This is a genomic window from Allobosea sp. LjRoot9, assembly GCF_964252745.1.
Classification (GTDB): Bacteria; Pseudomonadota; Alphaproteobacteria; order Rhizobiales; family Beijerinckiaceae; genus Allobosea.
Window position 1 is genome coordinate 613,334 of sequence record NZ_CAXUPC020000002.1, and the last position, 20,073, is coordinate 633,406.

At 66.8% G+C, this 20,073-nt stretch carries 22 protein-coding genes; 18 read left to right on the top strand and 4 right to left on the bottom strand.

What is annotated here, in order from left to right:
- Positions 1–157: 157 nt before the first annotated feature.
- The 3 genes from rsmI (at position 158) to gshB (ending at position 2,471) form a co-directional block, all read left to right on the top strand.
- Positions 158–1,069 (top strand): 16S rRNA (cytidine(1402)-2'-O)-methyltransferase, encoded by a 912-nt coding sequence (gene rsmI, locus ACSQ3P_RS11520; RefSeq protein ID WP_436165704.1) that lies wholly within the window; start codon positions 158–160, stop codon positions 1,067–1,069.
- Positions 1,066–1,458 carry a YraN family protein gene (locus tag ACSQ3P_RS11525; RefSeq protein WP_436165705.1) on the top strand — a complete coding sequence of 131 codons (393 nt, stop codon included), beginning with the start codon at positions 1,066–1,068 and terminating at the stop codon, positions 1,456–1,458. Before rsmI ends, ACSQ3P_RS11525 begins: the two co-directional genes overlap by 4 nt.
- Positions 1,459–1,532: 74 nt before the next feature.
- Entirely contained in the window at positions 1,533–2,471 is a 939-nt protein-coding gene (gene gshB / locus ACSQ3P_RS11530) for a glutathione synthase (protein ID WP_436165706.1), read from the top strand.
- Between the two features lie 142 nt (positions 2,472–2,613).
- On the opposite strand, the gene ACSQ3P_RS11535 is transcribed toward gshB, so the two are convergent.
- Entirely contained in the window at positions 2,614–3,060 is a 447-nt protein-coding gene (locus ACSQ3P_RS11535; RefSeq protein ID WP_436165707.1) for a GFA family protein, read from the bottom strand.
- Between the two features lie 33 nt (positions 3,061–3,093).
- Complete coding sequence (locus ACSQ3P_RS11540) at positions 3,094–3,870, bottom strand: HesA/MoeB/ThiF family protein (protein ID WP_436165708.1); 777 nt, start codon at positions 3,868–3,870, stop codon at positions 3,094–3,096.
- A 165-nt stretch (positions 3,871–4,035) separates the two neighbouring features.
- Between ACSQ3P_RS11540 and ACSQ3P_RS11545 the strand changes: the two genes are divergently transcribed.
- From ACSQ3P_RS11545 to ACSQ3P_RS11600, 12 genes are all read left to right on the top strand, one after another.
- On the top strand, positions 4,036–5,031 hold the full coding sequence (locus tag ACSQ3P_RS11545) for a BMP family lipoprotein (RefSeq protein WP_436166240.1): 996 nt from the start codon (positions 4,036–4,038) through the stop codon (positions 5,029–5,031).
- Between the two features lie 82 nt (positions 5,032–5,113).
- Entirely contained in the window at positions 5,114–5,851 is a 738-nt protein-coding gene (locus tag ACSQ3P_RS11550; RefSeq protein WP_436165709.1) for an MBL fold metallo-hydrolase, read from the top strand.
- 20 nt (positions 5,852–5,871) lie between these two features.
- Positions 5,872–7,398, top strand: a complete 1,527-nt coding sequence (locus ACSQ3P_RS11555) for an ABC transporter ATP-binding protein (RefSeq protein ID WP_436165710.1) — start codon at positions 5,872–5,874, stop codon at positions 7,396–7,398.
- The gene (locus tag ACSQ3P_RS11560; RefSeq protein ID WP_436165711.1) at positions 7,395–8,495 is read left to right on the top strand and encodes an ABC transporter permease; all 1,101 of its coding nucleotides are present in this window, start codon (positions 7,395–7,397) and stop codon (positions 8,493–8,495) included. Before ACSQ3P_RS11555 ends, ACSQ3P_RS11560 begins: the two co-directional genes overlap by 4 nt.
- Positions 8,496–8,497: 2 nt before the next feature.
- On the top strand, positions 8,498–9,472 hold the full coding sequence (locus tag ACSQ3P_RS11565; RefSeq protein ID WP_436165712.1) for an ABC transporter permease: 975 nt from the start codon (positions 8,498–8,500) through the stop codon (positions 9,470–9,472).
- A 6-nt stretch (positions 9,473–9,478) separates the two neighbouring features.
- Positions 9,479–9,889, top strand: coding sequence for a cytidine deaminase (locus ACSQ3P_RS11570; RefSeq protein WP_436165713.1), 411 nt, complete (start codon positions 9,479–9,481; stop codon positions 9,887–9,889).
- A 60-nt stretch (positions 9,890–9,949) separates the two neighbouring features.
- Positions 9,950–10,762 (top strand): purine-nucleoside phosphorylase, encoded by an 813-nt coding sequence (locus tag ACSQ3P_RS11575; RefSeq protein WP_436165714.1) that lies wholly within the window; start codon positions 9,950–9,952, stop codon positions 10,760–10,762.
- A gap of 4 nt (positions 10,763–10,766) precedes the next feature.
- The gene (gene deoC, locus ACSQ3P_RS11580; protein WP_436165715.1) at positions 10,767–11,525 is read left to right on the top strand and encodes a deoxyribose-phosphate aldolase; all 759 of its coding nucleotides are present in this window, start codon (positions 10,767–10,769) and stop codon (positions 11,523–11,525) included.
- A gap of 1 nt (position 11,526) precedes the next feature.
- Positions 11,527–12,855, top strand: coding sequence for a thymidine phosphorylase (gene deoA, locus ACSQ3P_RS11585; RefSeq protein ID WP_436165716.1), 1,329 nt, complete (start codon positions 11,527–11,529; stop codon positions 12,853–12,855).
- Positions 12,852–13,796, top strand: a complete 945-nt coding sequence (locus ACSQ3P_RS11590; RefSeq protein WP_436165717.1) for a 2-hydroxyacid dehydrogenase — start codon at positions 12,852–12,854, stop codon at positions 13,794–13,796. The genes deoA and ACSQ3P_RS11590 overlap by 4 nt, the downstream gene beginning before the upstream one ends.
- A 143-nt stretch (positions 13,797–13,939) precedes the next feature.
- Positions 13,940–15,298: an esterase-like activity of phytase family protein gene (locus tag ACSQ3P_RS11595; protein WP_436165718.1), complete on the top strand. Its 1,359-nt coding sequence runs from the start codon at positions 13,940–13,942 to the stop codon at positions 15,296–15,298.
- Positions 15,299–15,508: 210 nt separating this feature from the next.
- Positions 15,509–15,871 (top strand): SPW repeat protein, encoded by a 363-nt coding sequence (locus tag ACSQ3P_RS11600; RefSeq protein ID WP_436165719.1) that lies wholly within the window; start codon positions 15,509–15,511, stop codon positions 15,869–15,871.
- Positions 15,872–15,938: 67 nt separating this feature from the next.
- Here ACSQ3P_RS11600 and nth read toward each other — a convergent pair whose 3' ends face one another.
- Positions 15,939–16,640 (bottom strand): endonuclease III, encoded by a 702-nt coding sequence (nth, locus tag ACSQ3P_RS11605; protein ID WP_436165720.1) that lies wholly within the window; start codon positions 16,638–16,640, stop codon positions 15,939–15,941.
- 20 nt (positions 16,641–16,660) lie between these two features.
- Between nth and ACSQ3P_RS11610 the strand changes: the two genes are divergently transcribed.
- Positions 16,661–17,200 (top strand): DUF2244 domain-containing protein, encoded by a 540-nt coding sequence (locus ACSQ3P_RS11610; RefSeq protein WP_436165721.1) that lies wholly within the window; start codon positions 16,661–16,663, stop codon positions 17,198–17,200.
- A 47-nt stretch (positions 17,201–17,247) separates the two neighbouring features.
- Entirely contained in the window at positions 17,248–17,784 is a 537-nt protein-coding gene (locus tag ACSQ3P_RS11615) for a hypothetical protein (RefSeq protein ID WP_436165722.1), read from the top strand.
- Positions 17,785–17,852: 68 nt separating this feature from the next.
- Here the strand turns inward: ACSQ3P_RS11615 and ACSQ3P_RS11620 are convergent, their stop codons facing one another.
- Positions 17,853–18,770: an alpha/beta fold hydrolase gene (locus ACSQ3P_RS11620; protein WP_436165723.1), complete on the bottom strand. Its 918-nt coding sequence runs from the start codon at positions 18,768–18,770 to the stop codon at positions 17,853–17,855.
- Positions 18,771–19,166: 396 nt separating this feature from the next.
- Here ACSQ3P_RS11620 and ACSQ3P_RS11625 point away from each other — a divergent pair, with 396 nt between their 5' ends.
- Positions 19,167–20,069 (top strand): methylated-DNA--[protein]-cysteine S-methyltransferase, encoded by a 903-nt coding sequence (locus ACSQ3P_RS11625; protein WP_436166241.1) that lies wholly within the window; start codon positions 19,167–19,169, stop codon positions 20,067–20,069.
- Positions 20,070–20,073 lie beyond the last annotated feature (4 nt).

Below are 20,073 nucleotides of genomic sequence, written 5' to 3' on the forward strand. Positions count from 1 at the left end.
GAAGCCGCCCGATAGTGCAGCCCCCCGACCGTGGGGCTTTCCTGCCAGTCCGCCATGATATTTTCAAGTTGTTAACTCTGAGTTGCGCCACCGCGATCGGCCATTCCGCGGGCTGCAGCCGTGGCGAAAGCCGAGCGCTTGTGGCAGCGTGCGACCCATGTCGACCCAACCCTCCACACCCCGCTCTCCCAGCTACACCGCCTTCGGGCTCAAGGCCGAGGCCGAGCCGCTCGCGCCCGGGCTGCACATCGTCGCGACGCCGATCGGCAATCTGCGCGATATCTCCTTCCGCGCCCTGGCGACGCTTGCGGCGGCCGATGCGGTGCTCGCCGAGGACACCCGGACCTCGAAGACGCTGCTGGCGCATTACGGCATCTCGACGCCGCTTCTGCCCTATCACGAGCACAACGCCGCGCTGATGCGCCCAAAAGTGCTGGCGAAGCTGCGCGAGGGCGGCCGACTCGCCTTGATCTCGGATGCGGGCACGCCGCTGGTCTCCGACCCCGGCTACAAGCTCGTCGCCGATGTCGTAGCGGAAGGCCTGCCGGTGACCGGCATCCCCGGCCCCTCCGCCGTATTGGCGGCGCTGGTGCTGGCGGGGCTGCCGACCGACCGCTTCTTCTTCGAGGGATTCCTGCCGCCCAAGGCCGCGGCGCGGCGCGGGCGCCTGACCGAGCTCGCCGCGATTCCCGGCACGCTGGTCTTCTTCGAATCGCCGCGCCGTCTCGCCGAGATGCTGGGCGACGCCGCCGCCGTGCTCGGCGCGAGGCCCGCCGCCGTGGCGCGCGAACTGACCAAATATTACGAGAATGTCCGGCGCGGCTCGCTCGCCGAACTCGCCAGCCACTATGACAGCGAGGAGGAGGCGCGCGGCGAGATCGTCGTCATCATCGGCCCGCCCGGGGCTGAGGAATTGGCGCCGGCCGGCGACGTCATCGACGAAAGACTGCGCGCCGCGCTGGCCGATGTCTCGCTGAAGGAGGCGGTGGCGCAGGTCGCGGCGCAGACCGGTCAGCCGCGCCGCAAGATCTACGCCCGCGCGCTCGAATTGACCCGCGAGGAGCCTTGAGAGACGCAGCCCGCAGCACTCGCCGCAGCGCTCGCGCCAAGCGCTCGGGCGCGACCGGCAGACGCTCGGAATGGCTGGCGATCCTCTGGCTCTCCGTGAAGGGCTACCGGCTGCTGGCGCGGCGCTTCGGCGGCAAGGGCGGTGAGATCGACCTCATCGTCAAGCGCGGCCGCACCATCGCCTTCGTCGAGGTCAAGGCGCGCGGCGCGCTGGAGGATGCGCTCGGTGCCATCACGCCGCAGAAGCGCCGGCTCGTCGAGGCGCGAATCCGGCAATGGCTTGCGCGCAATCCCTGGGCGATGGAGCATCATTTGCGGGCCGACGCGGTCTTTCTCGCGTCCCGGCATTGGCCGCGCCATGTGCCGGCCGTGTTCGAGCTTGTCTTGTGACGCAAGGCATCCCACTTGCCGATGCGGTGCGCGCCGGTCGATAAGGGCGCGCTACACAATCGGAGCGCTCTTCCATGACCCTGAACGTCGCCATCCAGATGGACCCGATCGAGCGCGTCCGAATCGCCGGCGATACCGGCTTCGCGCTGATGCTGGAGGCGCAGGCGCGCGGACATACGCTCTACACCTACACGCCGGACAAGCTCTCGCTGCGCGACGGCAAGGTCACCGCCCGGATCAGGCCGGTCACGGTGCGCGATGTCGAGGGCGATCATTTCACGGCGGGCACTGAGGAGCGCATCGATCTCTCGACGCTCGACGTCGTGCTGCTGCGGCAGGATCCGCCCTTCGACATGGCCTATGTCACGACGACGCATCTGCTCGAGCGCATCCACCCCAAGACGCTGGTGGTCAACAACCCGACCGAGGTGCGCAACGCGCCCGAAAAGATCCTGGTCACGCATTTCCCGGAGCTGATGCCGCAGACGCTGATCACCCGCGACAAGGCCGAGATCGAGGCGTTCCGCGACGAATTCGGCGAGATCGTGATGAAGCCGCTCTACGGCCATGGCGGCGCGACCGTGTTCAAGACCAGCAAGGAAGACCCGAACTTCGGCTCGCTTTTTGATCTCTTCTCCGGGATCTTCCGGGAGCCCTGGGTCGTGCAGCGCTTCATGAAGGAGGTCTCGGAAGGCGACAAGCGCATCATCCTGATCGACGGCAAGGCGGCGGGCGCGGTCAACCGGGTGCCCGCGGTGGGTGATCTGCGCGCCAACATGGTGCGCGGCGGTGCAGCCAGGCCGACCGATCTGTCGAAGCGCGAACTCGAAATCTGCGAGGCCATCGGCCCGACGCTGCGCGAGCGTGGCCTGCTGCTCGTCGGCATCGACGTGATCGGCGGCAACCTGACCGAGATCAATGTGACGGCGCCGACCGGCGTGCGCGCGATCAAGAAGCTCGGCGGGCCGGATCTGGCGGCGCAGCTGTGGGATGTGATCGAGGCGAAGCGGTAAAACGAGAGCATTTTCGAGCGAAGTGGGCACCGGTTCGCGTGAAGAAAACGCGATAAAATAAGAAGCTGGAGCGTTTCCGCGATTCGGAGAAACGCGGAAATTCTCTAGCGCCCCGGCACGGATGGCATTCAACCGCCATCCCTCAGGCTTGCGTCAAAGCCTCGGTGAGTTCGGCGAGCGGAGCGGCTTCCGGCCAGCTCAGCACATTGTCGGGAATTGATATCCAGCGCTGTTTCCGCTTCACCCAGATATGAGCCACGACATCCAGCGCATCGCTCTCGTCGAGCGTGCCCGCCCGTATAATCGCGAGACCCGGCCGGGCACTGTTGGTGTTGTAGATTCGCGTATGGCAGGTTCCGCAGACGCGCTGGCGTGAGACGCGGCCGCTCGGCGAGGTCAGCTCGTAGAGGTCGACGGGTCCAGCCAGGCTCAGCAGATCTGCCGCCACGACGACCTGCTGGCTGAACGCACTGCCGGTCCATGTCTGGCAGTCACGGCAATGGCAGGCATAGCTGGACGGCAGACGCTCGACGGCGAGGCGATAGCGAACCGCGCCACAGCGGCATCCTCCGTTCAAGCCACCCGCCATCCGCTTGCTCCTTTCCTCCCGCTGGCCCCGACGCTACCGCGTTGCGCCATTCAGCGGATTCCCCGCATCCCAGCCATAGCGCATCGTCTCGAAGCGCATCGTCAGGGCGTCGACGAGCAGGAGCTTGCCGACCAGCGATTCGCCAAAACCGGTGACGGCGCGCACCACCTCCAGCGCCATCAGCGAACCCATCACACCAGCGAGCGCCCCCAGCACGCCGGCCTCGGCGCAGGGCGCGACCGTGCCGGGCGGCGGCTCCTGCGGGAAGAGGCAGCGATAGGTCGGGTTGGGCTTGCCGTCGGGGCCGGCCTCATGCGCCCGAATCGTCGTCAGTGAACCGTCGAAACGGCCAAGCGCGGCGGTGACCAGCGGTCGCCGCTCATGGAAGCAGGCATCCGAGACGGCATAGCGCGTGCCGAAATTGTCCGAGCCTTCAGCGACGATGTCGTAGAAGGCGATCAGCGCACGGGCATTATGCGGATCGATGCGGACGACGTGCTCCTCGACCACGACGTTGGGATTGAGCCCGCGAATGAATTCGGCCGCGACGACGGCCTTGCGCTCGCCGATGTCGGCGGTGCTGAAAATGGTCTGGCGCTGCAGATTGGAGAGCGAGACGATGTCGTCGTCGACGATGCCGATCTTGCCGATGCCCGCCGCCGCCAGATATTGCAGCAACGGCGCGCCCAGCCCGCCCGCACCAATGACCAGAACCCGGGCATTCTTCAGCCGATTCTGGCCCGGCCCGCCGATCTCCGGCAGCACCAGATGGCGGGCATAGCGTTCGATCTCAGCGTCGTTCAGGCTCATCCCCTAGGGTTAAGCCGATCCCGCCGCTCCTGCAATCGTCGCGAGGGACGGCCGCAGGATCATGGCGCGGTCCCGGCTTGGCCGCGTCGCCAAGCCATGCCATCGTGAGCCCAGACAGGGCGGAAAAACCGCCCCAATGATCGAACAGGGGAATGATCCATGCGGTTGAAATCTCTCGCGCTCGCGCTTGCCGGCGTCGCCCTTTCGGCCGTGGCCGCAATGGCTCAGCAAGCGATCAAGCCGGCGGTCGTCTATGACAAGGGCGGCAAGTTCGACAAATCCTTCAACGAGGCCGCCTATATCGGTGCGGAGAAGTTCAAGGCCGAGACCGGCGTGGAGTTCCGCGATTTCGAGCCAACCAACGAGGCTCAGATCGAGCAGGCGCTGCGCCGCTTCGCCCGCGACGGCAATTCGCCGATCATCGCCGTCGGCTTCTCGCAGGCGACGGCCCTGCAGAAGGTCGCGGCCGAGTTCCCGGACCTGAAATTCACCATCATCGACATGGTCGTGGAGCTGCCGAACGTGCAGTCGGTCGTGTTCAAGGAGCATGAAGGCTCCTATCTTGTCGGGCTCCTGGCCGGCATGGCCTCGAAGACCAACAAGGTCGGCTTCGTCGGCGGCATGGATATTCCGCTGATCCGCAAATTCGCCTGCGGCTATGTCCAGGGCGTCAAGGCGGCCAAGAAGGATGCCGAGATCTTCCAGAACATGACCGGCTCGACGCCCTCGGCCTGGAACGATCCGGTCAAGGGTGGCGAGCTCGCCAAGTCGCAGATCGACCGCGGCGCCGACGTGATCTACCACGCGGCGGGCGGCACCGGCATCGGCGTGCTGCGCGCCGCAGCAGATGCCGGCAAGCTCGGCATCGGCGTCGATTCCAACCAGAACGGCCTGCAGCCCGGCAAGGTGCTGACCTCGATGCTGAAGCGCGTCGATGTGGCGGCCTATGCCTCCTTCAAAGCGGCGCGAGACGGCACCTGGAAGCCCGGCCTCTCGGTGCTGGGGCTGAAGGAGGACGGCGTCGGCTGGGCGCTCGACGACGCCAACAAGGCGCTGATCACGCCCGAGATGAAGGCCGCAGCCGACAAGGCTCGCGCCGACATCATCAGCGGGGCGGTGAAGGTGCACGACTACATGTCGGATTCGAAGTGCACGATGTGATCTTCGCGACAGCGAGGATCATCCCGGACGCGGCGCGGGAACCGCGGCGCGATCCGGGATCGCGTGCGGAAGTACATATCCCATGAACATCACCATCCTCGGCTCGGGCGACGCCTTCGGCTCCGGCGGGCGCTTCAACAGCTGCCTGCATGTCGAGGCGGGCGGGGAGCGCATGCTGCTCGATTGCGGCGCCTCGAGCCTGGTCGCGCTGAACAAGGCCGGCATCGAACGCAACGGCATTTCGACGCTGCTGTTCACGCATTTCCATGGCGACCATTTCGGCGGCCTGCCGGCCTTCCTGCTCGACGCGCAATTCGTCTCGCGTCGCAAGGAACCGCTGGTGATCGCGGGGCCGCTCGGCGTCGAGCACCGGGCATTGCATGCGCTCGACGCCGATTTCCCGGGTGCTGCGACAAATGCCTGGCGCTTCCCGATCCGTTACGTCGAAATCACGCCCGAGAGCCCAGCGCCGCTCGCCGGAATCGACGTCACCGCCTTCCCGATGCTGCATGACGAGCGCGCCGGCCCCTGCCAGGGCTACCGGCTGGCTCATGGAGGCAAGGTCTTCGCCTTTTCCGGCGACACCGCCTGGACCGAGGCGCTGATCCCGCTCGCGGCCGGGGCCGATGTGCTGCTGGTCGAGTGCTACACATGGGACGTCAAGCTCGCCAACCATCTCGACTACGAAACACTCACCTCGCACCGGGCAGAGCTCAAGACGGCACGAATCGTGCTGACGCATATGGGCGTCTCGATGCTCGCGCATCGCGAGCCCTTGCCCGAGGAGCGGGCGCATGACGGCATGGTGATCGCGCTGTGACGGAGCCCCCACCTTCTGCCGTGAAACCGGCCCCAGCCATCGAGTTGATCGGCATCTCGAAGCGCTTCGGATCGGTCCAGGCCAATAAGGACGTATCGCTCAAGGTCGCCGCCGGCTCGATCCACGGCATTGTCGGCGAGAATGGCGCCGGCAAATCGACCTTGATGTCGATCCTCTACGGTTTCTACGAGGCCGATTCCGGCGAGATCAGGGTTTCGGGCGCACCGCGCAAGATCCGCTCCCCGGGCGAGGCCATCGCGGCCGGCATCGGCATGGTCCACCAGCATTTCATGCTGGTGGAGACGCTGTCGGTCGTCGAGAACGTCGTGCTTGGAGCCGAGGGCGGCGCCTGGTTGAAAGGCGGGCTCGCCAAGGCGCGGGCCGAGCTCGCGCGGCTCTCGCAGGAATACGGCCTCGTCATCGATCCGGACGCCATCATCGGCGATCTCTCCGTCGGCCTGCAGCAACGCGTCGAGATCCTGAAGGCGCTCTATCGCGGCGCCGATATCCTGATCCTCGACGAACCCACCGCCGTGCTGACGCCGCCGGAAGCCGACCAGCTCTTTAGCCTGCTCAGGGCGCTGAAGCGCCAGGGCAAGACCGTGATCCTGATCACGCACAAGCTGCGCGAGATCATGGACGTGACCGACAGAGTCTCGGTGATGCGGCGTGGCGAGATGGTCGCGCATGTCAAAACGGCCGAGACTTCGCCGGCCGCCCTGGCCGAGGCGATGGTCGGCCGGCGCGTGCTGCTGCGGGTCGAGAAAGCGCCGCGCCAGCCTGGCCCGGCCGTGCTGGAGATCGCTGGGCTGTCCTATGTCGACGGGCGCGGCTGCGAGACGCTCAAGGACGCAAGCCTGACGCTGCATGCCGGCGAGATCGTCGGCATCGCCGGTGTCGCCGGCAACGGCCAGAGCGAATTGCTTGAGGTTCTGGCCGGGCTGATCCAGCCCTCGCGCGGCGTGATCCGGTTGAACGGGCAGATCCTCAACGCGACCGAGCGCAACCCTGCCCGCCTGCGCAAGCTCGGAGTGATGCATATCCCCGAGGACCGGCAGAAGGCCGGGCTCGTCACCGCCTTCTCGGCCGCCGAGAACGCGATCCTCGGCTATCATGACGAGCCCGCCTTCGGACCCGGCCCCTTCCTGTCGCCCGCGGCGATCGAAGCCCATGCGCGTGCGGCGTTTACGGCCTATGACGTGCGCCCGCCCGACCCCGCATTGAAGACGGCGAAGTTCTCCGGCGGCAACCAGCAGAAGATCGTGCTCGCCCGCGAGATCGAGCGCGCGCCCAAAGTGCTGCTCGTCGGCCAGCCGACGCGCGGCGTCGATATCGGCGCGATCGAGTTCATCCATCGCCGGCTGATCGCGCTGCGCGATGCCGGCGTCGCAATCCTGCTGGTCTCGGTGGAGCTGGAGGAGGTGATGGCGCTGTCCGACCGGATCCTCGCCATGTGCGGTGGACGGATCACGGGCGAACGGGCGGCGGAGACAGCCGACGAGCGCGATCTCGGGCTGCTGATGGCCGGCGTGAGCGAGGCAGCATGAGCGCCACCCCCATCGACCTCCCGCGCTGGGCCGACGCCGGCCTGGTTCCCCTCGTGTCCGTCGCGGCAGCCCTCGTCGTTGCAGGCCTCGTCGTCATCGGCATCGGCGAGAGCCCGCTGGAGGCGACGACATTGCTGCTGCGCGGCGCGCTGGGCAGCGCCGAGGGCATCAGCTTCACGCTCTACTACACGACGAACTTCATCTTCACCGGGCTTGCCGTCGCAGTCGCCTTCCATGCCGGGCTGTTCAATATCGGCGGCGAGGGACAGGCGACGATTGCCGGCATTTTCGTCGCGCTCGCCTGCCTCTGGCTTGCGCCCCTACCCGGCATTCTGCTCGTGCCGCTGGCGATCCTCGCGGCGGCGGCGGGCGGCGCGCTCTATGGCTTCATTCCCGGCTGGCTCCAGGCGACGCGCGGCAGCCATGTCGTCATCACCACGATCATGTTCAATTTCATCGCCGCGACGCTCAGCGTCTACCTGCTGGTCGAGGTCATCGGAAAGCCTGGCTCGATGCAGGCCGAGACATCGGAGTTCGCCCGCCACGCGATCCTGACGCCGATGCATGAATTGCTCGCGCCGCTCGGCCTCAAGCTGCCGGCGACGCCGCTGAACAGCGCCTTCCTGCTGGCGCTGGCCGCGCTCGTCGCGATCTGGGTGCTGATCTATCGCTCGCGGCTGGGCTACGCGATCCGCACGGTCGGGGCCAATCCGCGTGCGGCCGCCTATGCAGGCATCTCGCCTACGCGGATCATCATGGTCGCGATGGCGATCTCGGGCGCGCTCGCCGGCGGCCTTGCCGTCAACGAGGTCATGGGCGTGCAGCACCGGCTGCTGCTCGATTTCACCGCCGGCTATGGCTTCGTCGGCATCGCGGTCGCGCTGATGGGGCGCGGCCATCCGGTCGGCGTCGGGCTCGCGGCGCTGCTGTTCGGCGTGCTCTATCAAGGCGGAGCCGAGCTTTCCTTCGACAAGCCGAGCATCACCCGCGACATGGTCGTGGTCATCGGTGGCGTCATCATCCTGTTCGCAGGAGCGCTGGACGGGCTGTTCCGGCGCATCGTCGCGAGCGGGCTCAGATTCGGAAGTGCGCGCTGACCATGGAATGGGTCCAGACCATCGCCGTCGTGCTCGACTCGGCCGTCAGGCTGTCGGTCCCGCTGCTCTGCGCCGCGTTGGCGGGGCTGTGGTCGGAGCGGGCCGGCATCGTCGATATCGGGCTCGAGGGCAAGATGCTGATCGCCGCCTTCGCCTCGGCTGTCGCCGCCTTCGCGACAGGCTCGGCCTGGGCAGGACTTGGCGCCGGTATCCTCGCCTCCGTCATGCTCGCACTGGTGCATGGTTTCGCCGCGATCACCTGGCGCGGCAACCAGATCGTCTCCGGCGTTGCCATCAACATGCTGGCGGCGGGGCTGACCGTGATCCTCGGCAATGCTTGGTACGGCCAGGGCGGACGCACCCCCTCGCTCGAAGGGTCGGCGCGCTTCCCCGATCTGACTCTGCCCCTGGGTGCCTGGGCGCGCGAACTTGTGCCGGTCGTGGGGACGTTCTATGACGAGGTCGTCTCCGGCCATGCCGCGCCGGTCTACCTCGCTTTTGGCTGCCTCGTTCTGACCGCCCTGGTGCTGAAGCGGACGCGGTTCGGCTTGCGGCTGCGGGCCGTCGGCGAAAATCCGGCGGCAGTCGACACGGCCGGCATTTCGGTCGCGGGGCTGCGCTACGGCGCGGTGATCATCTGCGGAGTGCTGTGCGGGCTGGGCGGAACCTATCTCGCCGTCTCGCAATCGGCGGGCTTCCTGCCGCATATGACCGCCGGCAAGGGTTTCATCGCGCTCGCCGCCGTGATCTTCGCCAATTGGCGTCCCTGGCCGGCGCTAGGCGCCTGCCTGCTCTTCGGCCTGCTCGACGCGGTTGCGATCAGGCTGCAAGGCGTCATAGTGCCCGGCATCGGCCAGGTGCCGGTGCAGGCGATCCAGGCCCTGCCCTATCTGATGACGGTGATCCTGCTCGCCGGCTTCATCGGCAAATCGACGCCGCCGAAGGCCTCGGGCCTGCCCTATGTCAAGGAACGCTGAGCCGAGATGACCGACGAGCCCGATTTCGACGCCCTTTTCGCGGTGGCCCAACCTGTCCAGGCTCGGGCTTACGCGCCCTACTCGCGCTTCAAGGTCGGCGCGGCGCTGCTCGCCGATGACGGCGCGGTCTATTCGGGCTGCAATGTCGAGAATGCATCCTATCCGGTCGGCGTCTGCGCCGAGGCCGGCGCGATCTCGGCCATGATCGCCGGCGGCGGGCGCGCCATCCGCGCTTTGCTCGTGCTCGGCGACGGGGATGCGCTGGTCACGCCTTGCGGCGGCTGCCGCCAGCGCATCCGCGAATTCGCCGCGCCCGCGACCCCGATCGCGATCGCCGGCCCAAACGGCATTCGCGCCCGCTTTTCGCTGGCCGAGCTGTTGCCAGCCTCCTTCGGACCAGACAATTTGCGCCAGTGATTTGCGCAATCGACGAGTGTTCGTCCGCATGGGTGAATCCGAAGGCCAGGGGGCGGGCGAATGGCTGTTGACACAATCTTCGACGAGGCGGCAGGAACGCTGATCGACCGCGGGGTCGATGGCCCCATCGACTGCGCCCTCGTGCTCGGAACCGGGCTCGGCCGCATCGTCGACGACATGGCCGATATGGTCGCGATTCCGTTCTCGGCGATCCCCGGCTTTCCCCTGGGCGAGGTCTCGGGCCATGCCCGGCAGCTCTGCTACGGCACGCTGTTCGGCAAGAAGGTGCTGATCTTCCAGGGCCGGGCGCATTATTACGAAACCGGAGACCCGGCAGCGATGCGCGTGCCGCTCGGCATGCTGACCGCCTTCGGCTCACCGCCCCTGATCCTCACCAATGCGGCAGGCTCGCTGAAGCCCGATCTCCGGCCCGGCGGCCTCGCGCTGATCACCGACCACATCAACCTCAACGGCCCCAATCCGCTGGTCGGTGATGTCGGCGACGGCCGCTTCGTGCCGATGGTCGATGCCTATGATCCGCATCTGCGCCTCCGCTTGAAGAAGGCCGCAGCGAGCTCCGGCGCCAATCTCGGCGAAGGCGTCTATATGTGGTTCACCGGTCCCAGCTTCGAGACACCGGCCGAGATCAGGATGGCGAAGACACTCGGCGCCGACCTCGTCGGCATGTCGACCGTGCCCGAGGTGATCCTCGCCCGGCGCTTCGGCATCCGCGTCGCCGCCATCTCGGTCATCACCAATATGGGAGCGGGCCTGCTCGGCGGCACCCCGCATCATGCCGAGACACGCGATGTCGCGACCGCCGCCTCGACCGGGTTGCGGCGCCTCTTCCGCGGCTTCCTGTCGGAGCTCTGACCCGATGTCCGACGCATCTGTCGCGGCGCGCGCGCTTGCCCTGCTCGATCTGACGGACCTTGCCGAGAATCCCGACGAGGCCGGCCTGAGCAGCCTGTGCGCACGCGCCGTCGCCGCGCCCGGCCCGGTCGCGGCCATCTGCATCTGGCCGCGCTTCGTCTGCCAGGCGCGCGCCTTGCTGGGCGACGGGCCGGTGCGCATCGCAACCGTGGTGAATTTCCCCGAAGGCGGGACGGCCATCGCCCCGGTCCTGCGCGAGACCGAACAAGCGCTTGCCGACGGCGCCGACGAGATCGATCTCGTCCTGCCCTGGCAGGCCTTCCTCGCCGGCTTTCTCGACAGCCCGCGCGCCATGGTCAGGCTGGTGAAATCGCGCTGCGGCGACAAGCGGCTCAAGGTCATCCTGGAGACGGGGGAATATCCCGATCTCGCCCAGGTTCAGGCCGCCGCCGAGCTCGCCATCGCCGAAGGGGCCGACTTCATCAAGACCTCGACCGGCAAGACGGCCCATTCGGCCAGCATTCCCGCCGCACGGACGATGCTGCAGGTCATCGGGGCGACCAAGCGCCCCGTGGGGTTGAAACCCTCCGGCGGCATCAGGAGTTTGTCCGATGCGGCGAGCTATCTCGCGCTTGCCGATGCGATCATGGGGCCGGATTGGGCGACGCCGGAGAGCTTTCGTTTCGGCGCGAGCGGGTTGCATCAGGTGCTCGTCGACGTGATCGCGGGCGGCGCAGCGGGACAGGCGAACGGACCTTATTGAGATGAAGCTGACCCAGGAGATCATCGCCGCCAAACGCGACGGCGCTGAATTGCCGGATGCCGACATCCGGCAATTCGTCTCGGGCATCACCGACGGCTCGGTCAGCGAGGGCCAGGCCGCCGCCTTTGCGATGGCGATCTTCTTCCGCGACATGACGGCGAAGGAGCGTGTCGCGCTGACCCTCGCCATGCGCGATTCCGGCACGGTGCTGAACTGGGACGACCTGCCCGGCCCAGCCCTCGACAAGCATTCGACCGGCGGCGTCGGCGACACTGTGAGCCTGCCATTGGCGGCGGCGGTCGCGGCCTGCGGCGGCTTCGTGCCGATGATCTCGGGGCGCGGACTCGGCCATACCGGCGGCACGCTCGACAAGCTCGACGCCGTGCCGGGCTATGTCACGCAGCCCGACATCGCGCTGTTCCGCAAGGTGGTGCGCGAGCAGGGCTGCGCCATCATCGGCCAGACCACCGATCTCGCCCCCGCCGACAAGCGGCTCTACGCGATCCGCGACGTGACGGCGACAGTCGAGACCATCCCGCTTCTGACCTCCTCGATCCTGTCGAAGAAGCTCGCGGCCGGGCTGCATGGCCTCGCCATGGATGTGAAGTTCGGCTCGGGCGCCTTCCTGACCGATTACGGCCAGGCGCGTGCACTCGCCAACGCGCTGGTCGGCGTCGCCAATGGCGCGGGCCTGCCGACGACGGCCTTGATGACCGACATGAACGAGCCCCTGGCGAGCGCGGCCGGCAATGCGCTCGAAGTCGCCTATGCCCTCGATCATCTGACGGGCAGGCGACGCGAGCCGCGCTTCCATGAGGCGACGGTGGCGCTGGCGGCCGAAATGCTGCTGTTGGGCCGGCTCGCAGGTGATCTCGCCGAGGCCCGCGCGAAGATCGAGGCCGCTTTCGCCTCGGGCGCGGCGGCAGAGCGCTTCGCGCAGATGATCGCGGCGCTGGGCGGGCCAACGGACCTGCTGGAACGGCCGGAAAAGCATCTCGCGCCGGCGCCGGTCGTGAAGCCCGTCTTTTCCATTGCACTGGGCACGGTCCAGGCCGTCGACACGCGCGGCATCGGCTTCGCCATCGTCGCGCTCGGAGGTGGGCGCAGCCGCGCCGAAGACCGGATCGACCACAGCGTGGGCATCGTCGATCTCGCCGGCATCGGTGACGCCGCGGGGCCAGAACGTCCTCTCGGCATCGTTCATGCAGGCAGCGAAGCCGGCTTCGCTGCCGCCGAGGCCCGCTTGCGGCAGGCCTATCGCATCGGCGAAGGTGCGGCCGGCCACGGCCCGCTCGTTACGGAACGCATCACGGAGAGTTCGCACGCATGAGTCTGCTTTTGGCGATGACCGGTTGGCATGTCGAGGATTGGCGCGCCCGCTTCCAGGCGCTGCTGCCCGACATCCCCGTGGTGATCCTCGGCGAGCCCTTCGATCGGCGCGCAGTGCATTACGTTGCGAGCTGGAAGCACCCTGAGGGGAGCCTTGCCGGACTGCCGAACCTCGCCGCGATCTTCTCGCTCGGCGCCGGCGTCGATTTCCTCTTCGCCGACCAGCGCCTGCCCGAGGCGCCGATCGCGCGTGTCGTCGACCCCGACCTGACGACGCGGATGAGCGAATACATCGTGATGCACTGCCTGATGATCCTGCGTCAGCAGCGCCGCTATGACCGCCAGCAGCCCGCCAAGAGCTGGGACGACGACCGCCACCAGCCGGCGGCGCGCTCGGTGCGCATCGGCATCATGGGGCTCGGCGAGCTCGGGCTCGATGCGGCGCGCAAGCTCCAGGTCATGGGTTTCGACGTGGCAGGCTGGAGCCGCAGCCCCAAGAACGTCGAGGGCCTCACCACCTTCGCCGGCGAGGACGGCATGGCCGCGTTCCTGGCGCGTACCGACATCCTCGTCAGCCTGCTGCCGCTGACACCGGAGACGAAGGGCACGATCAACGCCGCCCTGCTCGCCGGCCTCGCAAGGGATGGCCGGCTCGGCGGACCGTTCCTGATCAATGCCGGGCGCGGCGGCTTGCAGGTCGAGGCCGATATCATGGCGGCTTTAGAGGCCGGCACGCTCAAGGGCGCGACGCTCGATGTGTTCGAGACCGAGCCGCTGCCGGCGGACTCCCCGCTCTGGAGCCATCCGGCGGTGACAGTGACGCCGCACAACGCCGCAATGTCCGAGCCCGAGGCGGTGGCAAATCTGATCGCGGCGCAGATCCGGCGCCTGGAAGCCGGCCAGCCGCTGGAGCATGTCGTCGATCCCCAGCGGGGATATTGATTCCTTGTCATTCCGGGTTCGCTGCTCCGCAGCGCCCCGGAATGACAAAGGCAGACCGTCATCGCTCCGTCATCCCACCGTCGTGGCGCTGAAACGCGGTCCCGCCAAGTCCTCTGGGTCATTCCCCCAGCCCGGAGCGTTCCATGCGCCTGTCCCTCGTCGCAGCCTTGCTGCTGTCATCGACCATCATCGCCGGCGCGCAGGATGCGCAGAAGGAATTCCCCGCCAAGCTCGCCGGCCATGCCCTGCTGCCGGCCAACACGGTCATCGCCGCCCCGGCCGATGCGCCGGCCGACCTCAAGGTCTCCGGCAAGTTCGTCACGGCGGGCAAGCGCGTCGAGGCTGTCGGCACGGTGATGGGCACTTCGGGCGGGCGTCCGACCGGCCTGTCGACGCCGTTTGCCGGCCAGCCGGTGCAGGGCTTCTCCGGCATCCGCTCGCTGGGCAATGGCGAGTTCCTGGTACTGACCGATAACGGCTTCGGCGCCAAGGCGAACTCACCGGACGCGATGCTGTTCTTCCACCGCCTCAAGGCCGATTTCGCCAGCGGCAAGATCGAGCGGACCGCGACCACCTTCCTGCACGACCCCGACAAGAAGATCCCCTTCCGCATCGTCCATGAGGGCACGGAGAAGCGCTATCTGACCGGCGCGGATTTCGATCCGGAATCGATCCAGCCGATCGGCGGCAAATTCTGGATCGGCGAGGAGTTCGGCCCCTATCTCATCCGCGTCGACGCCGACGGCAAGGTCGAGGCCGTGTTCGAGACGCTCGTCGACGGCAAGCCAGCCCGCTCGCCCGACCACTACGCCGTGACCACGCCCAACGCGCCCAACCTCCCGGTCGAGTTCAATGTCCGCCGCTCCAAGGGTTTTGAGGGCATGGCGTCGTCGCCCGACGGCCGCTTCCTCTATCCGCTGCTGGAAGGCCCACTCTGGAACGCCGAGACCAAGGGCAATGAGGAGGTCGACGGCAAGGAGGTGCTGCGCATCCTCGAATTCGACGTGGCTGCCGAGAAGTGGACCGGCCGTTCCTGGCTCTTCCCGCTGGAAGCCAAAGGCAACGCCATCGGCGACTTCAACATGATCGACGGGACTACAGCTCTCATTATCGAAAGAGATAACGGCGAAGGCACCGCCGACAGGGCTTGCGCCGCTGGCCAGAAGGGCCCCGACTGCTTCCACGACCTCGCCAAGTTCAAGCGCATCGTGAAGATCGAAATGACCGACGCCAATGTCGGCAAGCCGGTGCGCAAGGTCGGCTTCATCGACCTCTTGAAGATCGCCGACCCGGACAAGAAGGCCAGGCAAGGCGCCATCGACGGCGTGCTGCCCTTCCCCTTCTTCACCATCGAGAACGTCGATGTCGTCGACCGCGCCAACGGCATCATCGTCGTCGGCAACGACAACAACCTGCCCTTCTCCTCCTCGCGCGATCCGAAGAAGGCCGACGACAACGAACTCGTGCTGCTCTCGGTGAAGGAACTGCTCGACGCGAAGTGAGCGGGACCGCGTGCCTGCTCCTCCAAGTTGCAGACAGGTAAGTCCGCGCCTTGAGGGTCTCCGTTAAAGTCATGGCCGGCCTTTGGCCGGCCATGTGCGTTGGGGAAAGCTGCCCTTGAATGGCTATTTTGACAGGATTATATTGACAGGCACCAAGCACTCCATGTGCGAGGGCAGTGGTTTGGATGATCGACACTCATGGAGGTGATCATGTTGACCGCGAATACGGACGGCAGACGGCCGCAGGACTTGTGCAACCTCATCCTCGCCGCGTGCCTGTTCATCTCTCCCTGGATCTTCGGCTTCGTGGGCTTTCCCGTGCCCACCCGAAACGCCTGGATCGTCGCCGTGGCGCTCGCCCTGGTGGCCTTCGCGGCGCTTTCGATCTTCGCCGAATGGGAGGAATGGGTGAACCTGGCGCTCGGCGTCTGGCTGATGGCGGCCCCCTGGATGCTCGGCTTTACCGGCAACTTCAACGCGTTCTGGACCCATATGATCCTCGGCGCCTTGACGGCGGCGGTCTCGGCCTGGGCGGTCTGGGATTATCGGCACGAGCCACATGCCACGGCCTGACCGGGCCGTGACATGACGCGATGGCCCGCCGCCGCGAGGCGACGGGCTTTTTTCATGTCCGCGACGGTCAGACCACGCGCTTATCCGCGGAATCGCAGAGATCGACGAGCAGGCAGCGGCCGCATTCGGGCCTGAGCGCCTTGCAGGTGTAACGGCCATGCAGGATCAGCCAGTGATGCGCATGCCGGCCGAACTCCCGTGGCACGGCCTTCTCCAGCCCCAGTTCGACCTGCAGCACGTTCTTGCCCGGTGCGATGCGCAAACGATTGGCGACGCGGAAGACATGGGTATCGACTGCGTGGGTGATCTCGCCGAAGGCCATGTTGAGCACGACATTGGCCGTCTTGCGACCGACGCCGGGCAGCGTCTCCAGCGCCTCGCGGTTGGCCGGCACCTCGCTGCCGAACTCGGCGATCAGCTTTTCGCTCAGCGCGATCACGTTCTTCGCCTTGGTGCGGAAGAGGCCGATGGTCTTGACCAGCTCGCGCACCCGCTCCTCACCCAGTGCCAGCATCTTTTCCGGCGTATCGGCGAGCTCGAAGAGCTTGCGCGTCGCCTTGTTGACGCCTGCATCGGTCGCCTGCGCCGAGAGCACGACGGCGACCAGAAGCGTGAAGGCGTTGATGTGTTCGAGCTCACCCTTGGGCTCGGGCTCGGCGGCGCGGAAACGCTCGAAAATCTCACGGATTTCGGCGGCGCTGCGTGCGCGCGGCTTCGTGATCCCGGGAGCGGCGGGTGCGCGGCGTTTGGGCCTGTTCTCTTGCATCATCGAGGCGTTATAATTGGACCATGAACCCCGGCAAGTCCGATTCAGCCGCGACCGGCGACGCCTCGGCCATGGCGGCCGAGCGTCCCGTCTTCGACGCGACGATCACGCCGCATCGCTCGCTGGGGCAGAACGGCTTCCGCATCGTGATGACGCTGGTCTGCCTCTCCAGCGTGGTCTCCTCGATCCCCTTCGTCGTGCTCGGCGCCTGGCCGGTGGCGGGCTTCTTCGGCCTCGATGTCGCGGCCTTGTTCATCGCCTTCCACGTCAATTTCCGCCATGCGCGCGCCTTCGAACGGGTGATCGTGACGCCGCTCGAAGTGCTGCTGCGCAAGGTCTCGCATCATGGCCGCGAGGCGGTCTGGCGCTTCAACCCGGCCTGGACCAAGCTCGAGCGCCAGGAGGACGAGGATTATGGTCTGCTGCGGCTGAGCCTGGTCTCGCGCGGGCAAAGCGTCGCGGTGGCGGGAGCGCTGTCGCCGCATGAGCGCGAGGGCTTTGCGGACGCGCTGGGCGCGGCGCTGGCGAGCGCGAGGCGCGGCCCGGATTATGGAGCGGCCTGACAGGCCCGAATCAGGCCTGTCAAATGTCAGCTTTTCGGGTGTGAATCTTGGCCGCCATCATCATTCCGCTGATTTCGGCTGCGGTCATCCTCGGATTGATCGCAACTTTGCTCGTCAGGAAGCCGGGAGCGCGGATGCCGAACGCCGACGAGGATGCGCCAGGGCAGAGCGGCGAGGAGCGGGTGCGCGCCTACGGGCTCGTGCTGCGCGACCGGCTCGACCGGACGCCGTTCGGGCCGGAACTGCCGCGCATGGTCTGGCGCAAGCTCATGACATGCCCGCCCGGAGAGGGGCTGGTGCGCGAGTTCCACCGCGATTTCTGCGGGCAGGGCCTGATCCGCACTCAAGACGGCGTCAAGCTCTGCGATATCTTCGACGGCGGCCAGAATACCGGCGATGCGATCACGTCCTGGCCAAGCGAGGAGGCGTTCGTCGGCTTCTTCGCCGCTCAGTCGGACCATAGCTGCAGCGGCTGGGACGAGACCTCGGCCGTCTTCGCGACACGGGATGAATGGTATCGCAACAACCAGCGCCTGACGCGGGAGGGGTTGCGGGTTTTCGTTGCCGCGCTAAAGCCGCGCTGAACGGCTCGCGCCAATCTTTCGCGAAAGCAATGCTCTCGACTCCTGGAGTAGAGCTCTGAACTGCTCCGTCACGGCTTGGCGTCGAGGAACGCCCGCACCAATTTGGTGGTCGCAGCCGGGTTCTCCTCCATGATCCAATGGCCGGAATCGGCGACGATTGCGCCTTGAACATTGCTGGCCGCGAACTTCATCACCGCGGCCATGGTCAGCCCGAAGGACTTCTCGCCGCCCAGCGCCAATACAGGCATGGTCAGCTTGCCCGCTGCCACGAAAGCCTTGTTGTCGATCGCATCCTGATCGAAGGCTGCGAACTGCGCGAAGCCGGCATGCATCGCGCCCGGCTTGGCGTAAAGCGCGGCATAGTGTCGGCGCGAGGCTTCGGTGAAGCGGCTCGGCGTGGCAGAGAACTCGTTCCAGAACCGGTCGAGATAGATGCGCTCGCGGCCGGCGACGAGCCGCTCCATATCGGGCCCACCGAAGCGGAAATGCCAGAGCAGCGGGTTCTTGAGGATCTCTTCCCAGGGGCCGACACCCGGCAAGGGCGCGTCGATCAAGACGAACTTCGTCACGCGGTCGCGGTGCAGGGCGGCAAAGGCATAGCCGACCATATTGCCGATGTCGTGGGTGACCAGATCCGTCTTCTCGATCTTGAGTGCATCGAGAACGCCGGCAACGTCGCCGCCCTGTGTCTTCTTGTCGAAACCGCCCTTGGGCTTGGATGAGAGGCCCATGCCACGCAGGTCGGGAACGATGACGGTGTGGTCGCGGACGAGATCGGCCGCCAGCGGCGCCCACATATCGCCGGTCTCGCCATAGCCGTGCAACAGAACCACCGCCGGGCCCTTGCCGCCGATGCGGACATGAATGGTGGTGCCGTTGCTCGCGATCTCCTGGGTGCGGAAAGCCGCGGGGAAGGGAGCGACCTGCGCCGATGCGGGCATTGCCAGCAAAACGATGCCGAACATGGCGGCCAGAATGCGAAACATGTCGGTTCCTTCCAATGACTGCGCGAGCAGACGCTCAAATCGGCTCGCTAGAACAATGCCTGTGCCGCATCGTCAGGTATAGACACAGAATAAGCGAAGCTGGTTTTTCGGAATGAACGCACAATGATGAAACCACGCCCTGACCGCGTCCGAGGCCGTGCGCCAACGCCTCATCGCGGCCGGCGACTTCAGGAGGAGCCGCCGGTATCGGCAGCCTGATGCGGCCGGCCCGCCCCATCTTGCCAGCTTTCGGGTGGAGTCCCTCCCCTTGCATCCCTAGTTTCGCATCATGACATTCGATGCGAGGTTGATCCCATGACCGCTCATATCCAGAAGCTCGGTGCGATGACCCCGACACGCTTCACCAACGCCGTTCTGGCGCGCGCCACCGAGGCCATGCCGGCCGAGGCCGATTTTCCCTCGACCGCGCCGGGTTCAGATTACGACACGGTGCGCCGGATCCTGGCCTTCATCACCGAAAAATGGCGCGAGCAGCCTACGATCGAGGCGATCGCCGAGGCCGCCGGCGCGACGCCGACCGATGTCCACCATCTCTTCCGGCGCTGGTGCGGGCTCACACCCAAGGCCTTCCTGCAGGCGATCACGCTCGACCATGCCAAGGGCCTGCTCGGCGCCTCCGCCAGCATCCTCGACACGGCTTACGAGGTCGGGCTGTCGGGGCCGGGGCGACTGCACGATCTCTTCGTCACCCATGAGGCGATGTCGCCGGGCGAATGGAAGGCGGGCGGCGGCGGCTTGCGATTGTCCTATGGCTTCCATGCCTCGCCCTTCGGCGAAGCCCTGATCGTCACCACCGATCGCGGCTTGGCGGGGCTCGGCTGGGTCTCGACTTCAGTCGATGGCGGCAAGGTCGTCGGCGGCCGCGCCGAGGCGCTGGCGGACATGATGCGGCGCTGGCCCCATGCCGACTACCACTACGACCCCATGGCGACGAAACCCTATGCGGGGCGCATCTTCGACCCCGCCGCCTGGTCGGCCGAGACGCCGCTGCGCGTCGTGCTGATCGGCACGGATTTCGAGGTTCGGGTCTGGGAGACGCTGCTCAGGATCCCGGTCGGCTGCGCCACCACCTATGGCGATGTCGCAAGTCACATCGGCAAGCCGAGCGCCGCGCGCGCCGTCGGCATGGCGGTCGGCAAGAACCCGATCTCCTTCGTCGTGCCCTGTCATCGCGTGATCGGGAAATCCGGCGCGCTGACAGGCTATCACTGGGGCCTGACGCGCAAGCGCGCCATCCTGGGTTGGGAAGCCGGGCAGACGGCGGGCGTTGCGGGCTGAACCG